The organism is Cryobacterium tagatosivorans (assembly GCF_004402215.1).
Lineage (GTDB): Bacteria > Actinomycetota > Actinomycetes > Actinomycetales > Microbacteriaceae > Cryobacterium > Cryobacterium tagatosivorans.
This window is the reverse complement of the sequence record NZ_SOEZ01000023.1, coordinates 66,386-79,032: the sequence shown is the minus strand read 5'-3', so window position 1 is coordinate 79,032 and position 12,647 is coordinate 66,386. Positions and strand designations below refer to the sequence as shown.

Annotated in this window: 11 protein-coding genes and 1 pseudogene; 10 read left to right on the top strand and 2 right to left on the bottom strand. The window is 68.8% G+C overall.

The annotated features are described in order from the left end of the window. Positions 1–164: 164 nt before the first annotated feature. A pseudogene (locus E3O23_RS18910) lies at positions 165–569 on the top strand (transposase family protein); the annotation flags it as partial. Between the two features lie 504 nt (positions 570–1,073). On the opposite strand, the gene E3O23_RS04425 reads toward E3O23_RS18910, so the two are convergent. Both E3O23_RS04425 and E3O23_RS04420 read right to left on the bottom strand, forming a co-directional pair. Next, entirely contained in the window at positions 1,074–1,463 is a 390-nt protein-coding gene (locus E3O23_RS04425) for a DUF2304 domain-containing protein (protein WP_134488549.1), read from the bottom strand. Beyond that, positions 1,463–2,173: a glycosyltransferase family 2 protein gene (locus E3O23_RS04420; RefSeq protein ID WP_134488547.1), complete on the bottom strand. Its 711-nt coding sequence runs from the start codon at positions 2,171–2,173 to the stop codon at positions 1,463–1,465. The genes E3O23_RS04425 and E3O23_RS04420 overlap by 1 nt, the downstream gene beginning before the upstream one ends. A gap of 72 nt (positions 2,174–2,245) precedes the next feature. On the opposite strand from E3O23_RS04420, the gene E3O23_RS04415 reads away from it, so the two are divergent. From E3O23_RS04415 to E3O23_RS04380, 9 genes are all read left to right on the top strand, one after another. Then, on the top strand, positions 2,246–2,854 hold the full coding sequence (locus E3O23_RS04415) for an acyltransferase (RefSeq protein WP_241983316.1): 609 nt from the start codon (positions 2,246–2,248) through the stop codon (positions 2,852–2,854). Then, positions 2,847–3,947 (top strand): DegT/DnrJ/EryC1/StrS family aminotransferase, encoded by a 1,101-nt coding sequence (locus E3O23_RS04410; protein WP_134488545.1) that lies wholly within the window; start codon positions 2,847–2,849, stop codon positions 3,945–3,947. Before E3O23_RS04415 ends, E3O23_RS04410 begins: the two co-directional genes overlap by 8 nt. Then, the gene (locus E3O23_RS04405) at positions 3,947–4,933 is read left to right on the top strand and encodes a Gfo/Idh/MocA family protein (RefSeq protein WP_134488544.1); all 987 of its coding nucleotides are present in this window, start codon (positions 3,947–3,949) and stop codon (positions 4,931–4,933) included. Before E3O23_RS04410 ends, E3O23_RS04405 begins: the two co-directional genes overlap by 1 nt. 4 nt (positions 4,934–4,937) lie before the next feature. Next, a complete protein-coding gene (locus tag E3O23_RS04400; RefSeq protein ID WP_134488542.1) occupies positions 4,938–6,113 on the top strand; it encodes a glycosyltransferase family 4 protein in 1,176 nt (391 codons plus the stop codon). A gap of 84 nt (positions 6,114–6,197) precedes the next feature. After that, positions 6,198–7,979: an ABC transporter ATP-binding protein gene (locus E3O23_RS04395; RefSeq protein ID WP_134488540.1), complete on the top strand. Its 1,782-nt coding sequence runs from the start codon at positions 6,198–6,200 to the stop codon at positions 7,977–7,979. 4 nt (positions 7,980–7,983) lie between these two features. Next, positions 7,984–9,162 carry a glycosyltransferase family 2 protein gene (locus E3O23_RS04390; protein ID WP_134488538.1) on the top strand — a complete coding sequence of 393 codons (1,179 nt, stop codon included), beginning with the start codon at positions 7,984–7,986 and terminating at the stop codon, positions 9,160–9,162. A gap of 5 nt (positions 9,163–9,167) precedes the next feature. Then, a complete protein-coding gene (locus tag E3O23_RS04385; protein ID WP_134488536.1) occupies positions 9,168–10,343 on the top strand; it encodes a glycosyltransferase in 1,176 nt (391 codons plus the stop codon). Further along, positions 10,340–11,488, top strand: a complete 1,149-nt coding sequence (locus E3O23_RS18485; RefSeq protein ID WP_241983315.1) for a glycosyltransferase family protein — start codon at positions 10,340–10,342, stop codon at positions 11,486–11,488. Before E3O23_RS04385 ends, E3O23_RS18485 begins: the two co-directional genes overlap by 4 nt. Positions 11,489–11,514: 26 nt before the next feature. Then, positions 11,515–12,594 (top strand): glycosyltransferase family A protein, encoded by a 1,080-nt coding sequence (locus E3O23_RS04380; RefSeq protein ID WP_241983314.1) that lies wholly within the window; start codon positions 11,515–11,517, stop codon positions 12,592–12,594. Positions 12,595–12,647: the final 53 nt, after the last annotated feature.

Sequence of the window (12,647 nt, the reverse complement as noted above, 5' to 3'; positions counted from 1 at the left end):
CTGTTTTTTCCCGCACGTACGCCCCGGAGTTATCTGTCGGTTGTCGATCCGCTCTTTCGCCGTTGATGGGTTGAGCACCGTTCATGGGTTTCACCCGCGGATGCGTAATGGGTTGAGCCCGCAGGTGCGCCTGCGGGACTACCCGTTCTTCCCACGGCCGCGACGGCCGCGACGGCCTCGAAGACCGCTCGTCGCGCCCGCACGCATCACCGTGTCGGACGGATTGCCGCACCGAGCGGCGGGTCGTCGCGCTCCGCTCCACCAGGCGGTGGGGACCACACCGGATCGGCTACCACCTGGGTCTGCCGCAGGCGACGATCTCGAAGGTACTCAACCGATATCACATGCCTCGCCTGGGCCATATCGATCTGAACACCGGCCTGCCGGTCTGAAAACCAAAAGGCGGTCCGCTACGAACGGGAGATCCCGGCGATTTCGTGCACGTCGACGTGAAGAAACTCGGCCGCATCCCCGACGGTGGCGGGCACCGCACCCTCGGCCGGCAGGCCGGGAAGAAGAATCGCTCCGGGGTCGGACGTTCCTCCTTGCACTCCGCGATCGACGACCACTATGGGCGGCATCGGCGGCAAATCACCCATCGACCGTGTTCACAACGTCAGTGGGAAGAACATCTAAGCAGCGATCTGACGTGCTCGCCTTAGCCGTGCTGGTCGCCGCCAACATCAGCTAGTCGGACTGCCGACGAGTGGGCCTACGCCCGGCACTTCAACTCAGGCCAAGCCCGCGCTGACACATACCAGGGCTGGATCCATAGTTACAGTCACCACAGACCCCGTACCGGAATCGGCGCCCACACCGCCATCGCCCGGTCGTGCGCGGCGGGCCAGGATTGGGGGCAGAACCGGGGCCAGAATCTGGATAAGCACCCGGACCCAAGTCCGGGCTCGCGCCCGCCGGGAGGGCCTGACCGGATGGCTCCTGAGTGGTGTCCATACTCCAATGTTACGGCGAACCGGCGACATTCCTGTGACCGGAAAATGACGCTGACCAGCACTTGTGCATAACACCGGCTAGGCACCGGTCAGGCGACCAGACGGGGCGCGGCCCCGCGGCTAGGAGTTGGTGCGGTGCTCGTCGGCGATATCGCCGGCAAGGTCCTCTGTGCGGGCCTCGGCTAGCGTGATCTCGCGGGCAAGCCTCGTTAGTTTGCGGTCGAGCTGCACATTGCGCCGATACGCGGTCGACACGTAGATCAGGAACGCGAGCACCAGGCCGTACAACAGAAGGTCGGTGCCGCGGCCGACGCCAAGGAACCGTGCCACCAGCGACAGCCACTGGGGAAAGAGGATCGAGAGGATCGCGACGAGAACGAAGGCGGCCAGGAACAAACGGCGCAGGGCCAGGTGGCTGTCTCGGCCGGACGGCCGGGTGAGGAACAAACCGATCAGGATGACCGCGGTGACCAGGATGACTTGGATCCAGAGAACGTTCGAGACGCCCATCAGCGCACCAGCAGGTCGACGAGGATGTTGACCGCGTTCAGGATCGACTGGCCCTTCGACTTCGAATAGTCGGTATAGAGAAGTTCGACCGGGTACTCCGTCCAGGGAAGTTTGGTACGACCGAGCTGAAGCACGATCTCGGTGGCGTGTGCCATGCCGTCCTGCTTGAGGTCGAGCCGGCGCGCCGCATCGACACGGATGACGCGCAGCCCGTTGTGCGCATCGGTGAGGCGCAGGCCGGTGGTGCGGTTGGTCACGGCGACCGCCGTTTTCAGCACGACCTTCTTCATCCAGCCCGGCTGCGTGCGGTCGTCCAGGAAACGGGAGCCGAAGACGATCGCCAGGTCGCGTTCACGAGCCGTTTTCAGCATCCCGAGGGCATCCTCGATGCGGTGCTGGCCGTCGGCATCGAACGTCACGATGTACCGCGCACCGGGCTGCTCGGTGACGTACGCGAAGCCCGTCTGCAGCGCTGCGCCCTGGCCGAGGTTCACCGGGTGACGCAGCACCCTGGCCCCGGCGGCCCTGGCGATGTCCACCGAGCCGTCGTTGCTGCCGTCGTCGATGCAGACGATGTGGTCGAAATGCACGGCCAGATCCTGGATGACCTTCCCGACAACCGTCGCCTCGTTGTAGAGCGGCATCACGATCCAGGTGTCCGGCTCGCGCGCCACGTCGTCCTGCGACTCAAGCCAGCCGGTCTCGTCCATATGGCCATTCTGACAGAAGGCGATAGTGTTGGTGAGCACCCGACGGCGTCCCACGCGGTGCAAGGAGCCTAATTGAGTATTCATGTCACCGTGCGTGTCGCACCCTCCGCGGACGTTTCGGACCACGTCGATATCGGTGGAGGCAGCTCGATCTGGCACCTCGCCCAGGTCCGCGAAAACGCGCGGCTCGGCAGCAACTGCATCATCGGACGGGGCGCCTACATCGGCACCGGCGTTGTCCTGGGTGACAACTGCAAGGTGCAGAACTACGCCCTCGTCTACGAGCCGGCCGTTCTTGGCCACGGGGTCTTCATCGGCCCGGCAGTGGTGCTTACCAACGACACCTACCCCAGGGCGATCAACCCGGACGGGTCGCTCAAGAGCGCCCACGACTGGGAACCGGTCGGCGTGACCATCCTCGAGGGTGCCGCGATCGGCGCGCGAGCGGTGTGCGTCGCACCGGTCACCATCGGCGCCTGGGCCACGGTCGCGGCGGGAGCCGTCGTCACCAGGGACGTCCCGGACTTCGCCCTGGTCGCCGGCGTGCCCGCCAAGCGAATCGGCTGGGTCGGCAAAGCCGGCGTGCGCCTGGTCGAGGCGGACGGCGGTTGGCTCTGCCCACAGACATCCACACGATACATAGAAACAGACGGCGCATTGAGAGAGGCCACCAATGACTAAAGCTTTCATTCCCCCCGCGAAGCCCATCATCGGCGACGACGAGCGAGCCGCCGTCGACCGGGTACTCCGGTCGGGAATGATCGCCCAGGGTCCGGAGGTCGCCGCTTTCGAAAGCGAATTCGCCGACGTGATGGTGGCCGGCCGCAGCTGCGTCGCCGTCAACTCGGGCACGTCAGGGTTGCACCTCGGTCTCCTGGCAGCCGGTGTGCGCCAGGGCGACGAGGTCATCGTGCCATCCTTCACCTTCGCCGCCACCGCCAACTCCGTCGCCCTGGCCGGCGCTACTCCCGTCTTCGCCGACATCGAGCCAGACTACTTCGGCCTCGACCCGGCAGCCGTCGAGGCCGCCATCACTCCGCGCACCAAGGCGATTATGCCGGTCCACCTGTACGGCCATCCCGCGATGATGCGGGAACTCGCCGAGATCGCCACACGCCACGGCATCGCGCTCTACGAGGACGCGGCCCAGGCCCACGGCGCCGAACTGGGCGGCCGGAAAGTCGGAACCTTCGGCGAATTCGCGATGTTCAGCCTGTACCCGACCAAGAACATGACCAGCGGCGAGGGCGGCATGGTCAGCTGTGCCACCCCCGAGATCGTGCGCAACATGAAGCTTCTGCGCAACCAGGGCATGGAGGCGCAGTACAAGAACGAAATCGTCGGCTTCAACGCCCGGATGACGGACATCCACGCGGCCATCGGCCGGGTGCAGCTGACCAAGGTCGGAGCCTGGACCGAGCAGCGCCGCTCGAACGCGGCGTTCCTGAACGCGAACCTGACCGGTGTGGTCATTCCCCCCGTCGCCGCGGACGCCGTGCACGTCTACCACCAGTACACGATCCGAGTCCGGGAGGACCGCGATCGCTTCGTCGCCGCGCTGAAGGAGGAGTATGGCGTCGGCAGCGGCGTGTACTACCCGGTGCCGAACCACCGACTCGACTCGCTCAAGCACTTCGCGCCAGGGCTCGACCTGCCGGAGACGGAGAAGGCCGCCGCCGAGGTGGTTTCGCTGCCCGTGCACCCCTCGCTCAGTCAGGACGACCTCGACCGCATCGTCGAAGCCGTGAACGCCCTCGCCGGAGCGGGCGCATAATGGCTGAGCTGCGCATCGGCCTCATCGGCATCGGAGCGATGGGCCGTCACCACGCCCGCGTCCTCCGCGAACTCTCCGGGGTCGACCTTGTGGCCATCGCCGACCCGGGCGGCGACCCGCACGGCGTCGCCGGCGCCCTCGAGGTGCTGCCCGACGTTGAGTCGCTCATCGCCGTCGGCCTCGACATGGCCGTCGTTGCGATCCCGACCCGGTTCCACGAGGACGCAGCGCTCAAGCTCGCCGCGGCCGGCGTGCACACCCTGGTCGAGAAGCCCATCGCACAGTCCGTCACCGAGGGGCGGCGCATGGTGGATGCCTTCGCCGAACGAGGCCTCGTCGGCGCGGTCGGGCACATCGAGCGGTACAACCCCGCCCTGCAGGAGCTCCGCCGCCGCATCGAGAACGGCGACCTCGGCGACGTGTACCAGATCATCACCCGGCGCCAGGGCCCGTTCCCGTCCCGCATCGCCGACGTCGGCGTCGGCAAGGACCTGGGCTCGCACGACATCGACCTCACGGCCTGGGTCGCCCAGAGCACCTACAAGACGATCTTCGCCCAGACCGTGCACAAGAGCGGCCGCGAGTACGAAGACATGATGCTGGCCACCGGCCGGCTGCACAACGGCGTCATCGTCAACCACGTCGTGAACTGGCTGAGCCCGATGAAGGAGCGTCTTACGGTCGTCACGGGGGAGCGCGGAGCATTCGTCGCCGACACGTCGAGCGGGGACCTCACGTTCTACGCGAACGGCACCTTCCCGCTCGAATGGGAGTCGGTCTCCAACTTCCGCGGGGTCAGCGAGGGCGACGTGACTCGCTTCTCGTTCCCCAAGCGCGAGCCGCTGCGAGCCGAACACGAAGCCTTCCGCGACGCCGTCCTGGGTAAGAGCAGCGACGTGGTCACGATGGAGGAAGGCCTGCGCACGCTCGCCGTCGTCGAGGGTGTCATCGAGTCCGCGCGAACGGGACAGGTAGTCGAGTTCTAGCCCGATGCGCGTCATCCTGACGAGCCGGATCTTCTCACCGGAACCCGCCGCCGCCTCCTTCCGGCTCGCGGCCCTGGCCGACGCGCTGGCCGATGCCGGCCACGAGGTGACGGTGCTCACGTCGACCGTGCCCGGAGGAGGCGCCCCGTCGACCCGGCCCGCGGTCACGGTGAAGCGCTTCCCGGTGCTCCGGGATGCCGCGGGGTACGTGCGCGGGTACGCGCAATACATGAGCTTCGACACGCCCCTGCTCTTCCGGCTGCTCGCCTCCCGGCGGGCCGACGTCGTGGTCACCGAGCCGCCGCCAACGACCGGGGCGGTCGTGCGGCTCGTCTGCCGGCTGCGCCGGACGCCGTACGTGTACTACGCGGCCGATATCTGGTCTGACGCGTCCGAGTCGACCGGCGCCCCCCGCTGGGTGGTCCGTGCGGTCCGGATGCTGGAACTCTTCGCCCTGCGCGGGGCCTCCGCAGTGCTCTCCGTGTCGGAAGGCGTGTCCCTGCGGCTGGCCGAACTCGGAATCCGGGACAGGGTCACCCTGATTGGCAACGGCGTCGACACCGACCTCTTCGGGCTGGGGTCCGGCCGCGCAGAGGGCGACGCGCCCTACCTCGTCTACGCCGGAACCGCGTCGGAGGTGCACGGCGCCGGGATCTTCCTCGATGCCTTCGCCCTGGCCGTTTCCGAGAGGCCCGGAACGCGCCTGGTCTACATCGGCCAGGGCGCCGAACGCGAAGCGATTGAACGGGCCGCCGCCGCGCTCCCGCCCGGTTCGGTGCACTTCGAGCCGCGACTGGCACCGGAGGCCGTCGCCGACTGGCTGGGCGGGGCATCCGCCTCGCTCGCCAGCGTACGACCGGGCCAGGGGTATGACTTCTCCTTCCCCACCAAGATGTACGCGGCCGTCGCCTGTGGCACCCCGGTCATCTACGCCGGCGTCGGGCCGGGGACGGCCTTCACGCGGCTCGGCGGCGTCGGGGAATCCGTCGACTACGACGTCGAAGCGGTCGCGGCCGCGATGGTGCGCGCCCTCGACGCGGGGCCAACGCCCGCGCGTCGCGCTGGGATCAGGGAATGGGCCGCGGCGAACGTCGGTTCGGCCGCCGTTGCCCAGCGGGCCGTCGCCGCCATCGCCGCAGCCGCGCGCACGACGCCGCTGACCGCCGCTGACCGCCGCTGACCGCAGCGCTGTGGCGCCCAGCAAGCGCCCAGAACGTTGTGTGGGAACATAGGTGTTGGCACTTCGACGAAGGACGGCACTGATTTGAAGCTCATCTGGCGCACGCTGAAGCAGCTCATGCCCCTTCTCCCGAGCCGCGCAGTCGTTTTCCTCTGGACCTACGTCCTCATTTCGGGCGCCCTCGCTCTCCTGGATATCGCCGCACTGGGCCTCTTGGCCGTATCGCTGACCCAGATGGTGCAGAACAGCCCGGTCTCGCTCCCGGTGGTCGGCACGATCTCCGTCGACGGCTACGTCTGGATCCTTGTGGCCGTGTCCGGTCTCATCATCCTGAAGTCCGCCCTCAGCGTCGGGCTGCAGTGGTTCGCGACGAGGCGGTTCGCCGTGTACGAACTGCAGATCGGCGACCAGCTCTTCGACGCGTACATCAAGGCACCGTGGACGGAACGCCTGAAGCGCAACACATCCCAGCTGGTGCGGCTGGCCGATGTCGGAATCGCGAACGCGACCGCCGGGTTCCTGCTGCCCGTCCTGGCCCTGCCGACGCTGCTCACCACCTGCGTGTCCGTGATCGTCGTCATCGTCATCGCCCAGCCGATCACGGCACTGGTCACAATCGGCTACCTCGGCCTGATTGCCGGGATGCTCTACTACTGGGTGGCGCGGAAGTCGATTGAGGCCGGCCGCGTCAACCGCGACTACTCCTTCCGCGTGGCATCGCTGATGACGGATATGGTGGCCGCGCTCAAGGAAATCACCCTGCGCAACAAGGCCGGCGAGGTCGCCGCCGTGGTGCACGCCAACCGCATCCACACGACCAGGGCTCGCGCCAACCTCAGCTTCCTCGGCGGTGTCCCCAAGTTCGTCCTCGAATCGGCGCTCGTTGGCGGCTTCCTCCTCGTCGGCGGGGTCGCATACGTGGGCGGCGGGATGACCGCGGCCTTCGCGGCCGTCGCGCTCTTCGGGGTGGCCGGTTTCCGGCTTGTGCCCTCCCTCACCGGGTTCCAGTCGATCATCACCCAGACCCACGCCAACATCCCGCAGGTCCAGGCCGTCATCAAGGACATCCACGCGGCCCGCGGCTACATCGAGCACGCCGAGCGCATCGGGCACGATCCCCTCGCGGAGGAACCGAAGCTTATCGTGCTGCGCGGTGTCGAGTTCACCTACCCTGGGACCAAGGAATCCTCGCTCTCCGGCGTCGACCTCACGATCCCGATGGGCAGCACCGTCGGCCTGGTCGGATCGTCGGGCGCCGGCAAGTCCACGCTCGTCGACCTCATCCTGGGCCTGCTCATTCCCTCCAGCGGCGAAATCTCCATCGATGGCGTACCGCTCGACACCGTCCTGGCGGCGTGGCGCTCGCGCGTCGGCTACGTCCCCCAGGACGTCTCGCTCTTCGACGGGACCGTCGCGCAGAACGTCGCGCTCACCTGGAACAATGACTTCGACCGCGACAAGGTCAAGCAGGCGCTCGAGCGCGCACAGCTCTGGCCGACGATCGAAGCGCGCGCCGGGGGAATCGACTCACGGGTCGGCGACCGGGGGATGTCCCTCTCCGGCGGGCAGCGCCAGAGGCTCGGGATCGCCAGGGCGCTGTACAGCGACCCGCTCATCCTCGTCATGGACGAGGCCACGAGCGCGCTCGACACCAAGACCGAGTCCGATGTCGCCACCGCGATCAGGGAACTTCGCGGACAGGTGACCGTTGTCGCCGTCGCGCACCGGTTGTCGACCGTCATGGACAGCGACCAGGTCTGCTTCATGCGCGACGGCAAGATCGTGGCCAACGGCACCTTCAGCGAGGTCGTCGCGGCCGTGCCCGACTTCGCCGTGCAGGCCGCGCTTGCCGGTCTGACCCGGTAACGGCGTGACCAGCGGCCCAGGAGCGGGTCCCAGCGAGCCGCTGGTCGACCTCGTCATCCCGGTTCACGACCCGGGCCGTCCCGTCGGCCGGGCGGTGCGCTCCGTGCTCGCCGGCAACCCGGACGGCGTTCGGGTCACCGTCGTCTGCCACGGCATCAGCCGGGACGCCGTGATGGGGCAGTTCGAGGGGCTGGCCGGCCGCGGGCTGCGGGTCGTCGAATTCGCCGACGGCATCGCCGCTCCCACCGGCCCGTTCAATCACGGCCTCGACCTGGCGACCGGCGAATACGTCGGGGTCATGGGATCCGACGATTTCCTGGAACCCGGCGCGATGGATGCCTGGACCAGCGAGGTGCGCCGCAACAACCCCGACGTGCTCCTGGCCGCCCTCCGTCACCAGGGGGCCAGTGTTCTTCGCAACCCGCTCGTGCGGGCGTGGCGCCGCCACCGGCTCGAACCGGTCAAGGACCGCCTCTTCTATCGTTCGTCCCCGCTCGGGCTGCTGCGCCGCAGCCTGGTGAACGAGCTCGGGCTGCGGTTCACCGAGGGCGTGCGCTCCGGAGGCGACCTGGCCATCAGTTCGCGCCTCTGGGCGAGCGGAGCCAGGATCGACCTCGCCTCGGATACCGCCTGCTACGTGATCGGGGCCGACGCGGACACCCGCGTGACGACGGCGCCGATGTCGGCGGCCGTGGCCCTCACTGCGGTGAACGACCTCGCCCGACGCGACTGGCTCGCCGCATCGCCTGCTCCGGTGCGCCGAGCGCTGTCGATCAAGCTGATCCGGGTGCACCTGCTGGGCGCCGTGCTCGCGCGACCGACGGCCGACCAGTGGGACGCGGCCTCGGTTGACGCCGTCCGCGGCTGCCTGGCCGCCCTGCTCCGCCTGGCCCCCGATGCCCTCGAACCGTTCCCGCGAGTGGATCGCGACCTGCTCGACGTCCTTCTCGATCGCCGAACCGGTCCGAGCGACATCGCGGCCGCCGTAACCCGGCACGCGGCCGGGGGCCGTGCTGCCCGGCTCCTTCCCCGCACGGCCACCCGGTTGTTCGACCGTGAGGGAGTGCTCGTGCGCTACCTCCTCTACGCGGTCGACCCCGGCAAACGGGCCGCGCCCCGAGGCCGGCCCGCGTCCGCGTCAACCGGACGAAAAGGGAGAATCCCATTCTTCCCCAGGGCCTGACCAAGGTGGCCGGGCGCCTGCTGCGCCTGGTCCCGGACGGGGTCCTCAACCGGATCCTTCCGCATCGCTACCGGTACGACCCCGCCGAGCTCCACGTCGCCGTGCCGCCCAGCACCCCCATTCGCCTCTTCATCGCCCCGGTGAACTGGGCGGGTCAGGCCTGGCGCTGGGCCAGGGCCGCCGAGCAGAACATCGACGGGGTCGGCGCGGTGACGATGGCCTACCGGGTGGGCGGCGAGTTCGGCCACCCCGCCGACCTCGTCATCCCCGCCACGGGCTATGTGCTCTCGAGCGGCTGGCAGCGGCGACAGCGCGACGCGGTGCTGACCGGGTTCACCCACGTCATCATCGAAGCCGAACGGCACATCTTCGGCCGCGTGTACGACCAGACCGTCGAGCAGCAGGTGCGCGAACTGCTGGGAGCCGGCGTTCGTGCCGCCTTCCTCTGCCACGGCAGCGACATCCGCCTGCCCAGCCGCCACGCCGCCGGAAACGAGTACTCGCCCTTCCTCGGCGCGCTCGGGGACCTCACCGCCCGGCTCGAGAAGCAGGCGCTGGAGAACAAGGCGCTGCTCGACACCCTGCGCCTCCCGGTCTTCGTTTCGACGCTCGGACTGCTGAGCGACGTTCCGGAGGCGAGCTGGCTTCCCGTCGTGGTCGACCCGTCGCTGTGGGCGACCGAGTCCGTTCCGTTCACCCGCGAACGACCCGTGGTCGCGCACGCGCCGAGCCGGGCCTCGATGAAGGGCTCGGAGCTGATCGACCCGGTCATGCGCCGCCTGCACGACGACGGCCTGATCGAGTACGTGCGGATCGAGGGCGTTCCGGCGGGGGAGATGCCGGCGGTCTACCGACATGCCGACGTCGTGCTCGACCAATTCCGGCTCGGAGACTACGGGGTCGCCGCCTGCGAGGCACTCGCCGCCGGCCGCGTCGTCGTCGGCCATGTGACGACGGATGTCCGCGCCCGGGTGAAGGCGGAGACCGGCCGCGACCTGCCCATCGTCGAGGCCACGGCGGCCACCCTCGAGAGAATCATCAGCGACATGTGTGAGAATCGTGAGCGCTACCGAACGATCGCGAGGTCAGGGGTCGAGTTCGTGCAGGGCGTCCACGACGGCCGCCGTTCCGCCGATGTTCTTCGACCATTCCTGACCAACCCGGAGGAGGACTCCCCATGACCGAGCGCCCGCGATTGCTCATCCTGTCGTTTTCGCCCATCGAGGGCGACGCGAGAGTGCTCAAGCAGGTCACCCTGTTCTCCGAGCAGTACGACGTCACCACCTGCGGCTACGGCGCAGCCCCGGAGGGGGTCGCCAGGCACATCCGGATCCCGGACGACCAGCCGCAAAACGACCTGTACCCCCGGTACCTGGCCCTGCGCCTGTACGAGCGCGTGTACTGGAGAACCAGCGCCGTCGCATGGTGCCGCAAGGAACTGCAGCCGGGCTCCTGGGACGTCGTGCTGGCCAACGACTTCGAAACCGTTCCGCTGGCCCTGTCCCTGGACGCGCCATCCGGAGTGCACGCCGACCTCCACGAATACACGCCGAAGCTCCGGTCGGAGAACAAGGGCTGGATGCGCTGGCTGTCGCCCTACTACCGCTGGATGGCCCGCAAGTACGTGCGCCACGTAAACTCGTCGACCACCGTCGGCGCGGGACTGGCCCGCCAGTACGCAGCGGACTTCGGTTTCGCGCCCGGCGTCGTCAAAAACGCGACGCCCGAGTGGCCGCTGACCCCGAGCGAGCCGGCAGAGCGCCTGCGTCTCGTGCACAGCGGAGCCGGGCTGCGCAACCGCCATCTGGACATCATGCTCGAGGCTGTCGCCCTCTGCACCACCAACCCCACCCTCGACCTCTATCTCACGCCCAACCACCCCGACTTCATCGTGCAGCTCCGCAAGCGCGCGGCCGAACTCGACGGGGTCACCGTCCACGACCCGGTTAGCTACTCGGAACTGATCCCGACGCTCAACGCGTTCGATGTCGGCGTGTTCGTCCTGCCGCCCGTCAACTTCAGCTACGAATGGGCGCTTCCGAACAAGATCTTCGACTACGTCCAGGCTCGCCTCGGCATCATCGTCGGCCCGTCGCCGGAGATGGCGAGCATCGTTCGGGACTACGAGCTCGGCGTGGTCACCGGCGACTTCACCGCCCAGTCCCTGGCCGACGTCATCGACGCCCTGACGCCGGAGGCAACCGCCCGGTTCAAGGCGGCATCCGACACGGCGGCGTCGACGCTCAACGCCGCGGCGGAGGTCAAGGTGTGGGACACGGCCATCGCCGACCTCCTCACCGCCCGGGTCCCCAGCCCGGGCCGCTAGCCCGGCCCGGCTGGAAGCGCCCTGCCGTGCCTGAACCACGTGTCGACCACATCATCGCCGTGCACAACCCCCGAAGGCCGATCTACCGCGCCGTCGAGTCGGTGCTGAAGCACACCGCGGCACCCATCCGGGTGAGCGTTGTCTGTCACAACACCGACCCCGGCGAGATCCGCCGCGTCCTCGGCGAGCTGGCCGACGATCCGCGGCTGCGCCTCCTCGAACTGCAGGACGGCGTGCGCAGCCCCAGCGGTCCCTTCAACGCCGGCATGGATGCCGCGACGGCTCCGTTCACGTCGATCATGGGCTCCGACGACGAACTCGAGCCCGGTGCCATCGACTCCTGGCTCGCCGTGCAGCGGCGCGACGGGGCCGATGTCGTCATCCCGCGCCTCGCGCACGCCGGGGCGGCCAACGTGCCGACGCCGCCGAGCCGACCCTTCCGGGCGGCCGCCCTGGACGGGGTCCGCGACCGGCTCTCCTACCGGAGCGCCCCGCTCGGGCTCGTCTCCCGCGAACGGTTCGGTGCGCTGCGGCTAATGTCCGTTCCCGGCACCGGGGGAGATGTGGAGTACTCGACGGCGCTCTGGTTCTCCGGGGCCCGGATCAGCCGCGACCGCAGGGGGCCGGCCTATCGCATCCACAACGACGCATCCGACCGCGTCACCCTCGCGCCCAAGCCAGTCGCCGACGACTTCATCTTCCTGAACCGACTGCTCGCCAGCGAGCTGCTCAGGGCCCTCACGCCCCAGCAGTGCGAGGCCCTCGTCGTGAAGCTCATCCGGGTGCACATCTTCGGCACCGTGCACAACCGCCAGGACCCCGCACTCTGGACCCCGGCCGAACGGGCCACGCTGGCCGCCGGCCTCGAAGGATGCGTGGGCGCCGCCCCGCATGCCGTGGAGGTGCTGTCGCGGTCCGACCGCGCCCTCATAGACGTCATCCGCGATGTCGGGGCCCCTGCCGACGACCTGCTCGCGGCCGCCGCCGGCCGGCGCCGCTACCTCTCGCCGCCGTCACTGGTGCCGAGGAATCCCCTCCTGCTCCTCGCGCGGGAGGCGCCGCTGCGCTTCGCCGTCGCTTCTGCGCTCGTGCGCGCCGGGCTTTAGGGCTGGCTCCGCGCCCTCCCCCGTGACCCGCGGGAGGGGGTCGGCGCCACTCG

Bases quoted from the DNA above. Each gene is read 5' to 3' on its own strand.
- E3O23_RS18485 (WP_241983315.1), top strand. From the start codon at position 10,340: ATGACCGAGCGCCCGCGATTGCTCATCCTGTCGTTTTCGCCCATCGAG.
- E3O23_RS04420 (WP_134488547.1), bottom strand. From the start codon at position 2,173: ATGGACGAGACCGGCTGGCTTGAGTCGCAGGACGACGTGGCGCGCGAG.
- E3O23_RS04425 (WP_134488549.1), bottom strand. From the start codon at position 1,463: ATGGGCGTCTCGAACGTTCTCTGGATCCAAGTCATCCTGGTCACCGCG.
- E3O23_RS04400 (WP_134488542.1), top strand. From the start codon at position 4,938: ATGCGCGTCATCCTGACGAGCCGGATCTTCTCACCGGAACCCGCCGCC.
- E3O23_RS04410 (WP_134488545.1), top strand. From the start codon at position 2,847: ATGACTAAAGCTTTCATTCCCCCCGCGAAGCCCATCATCGGCGACGAC.
- E3O23_RS04405 (WP_134488544.1), top strand. From the start codon at position 3,947: ATGGCTGAGCTGCGCATCGGCCTCATCGGCATCGGAGCGATGGGCCGT.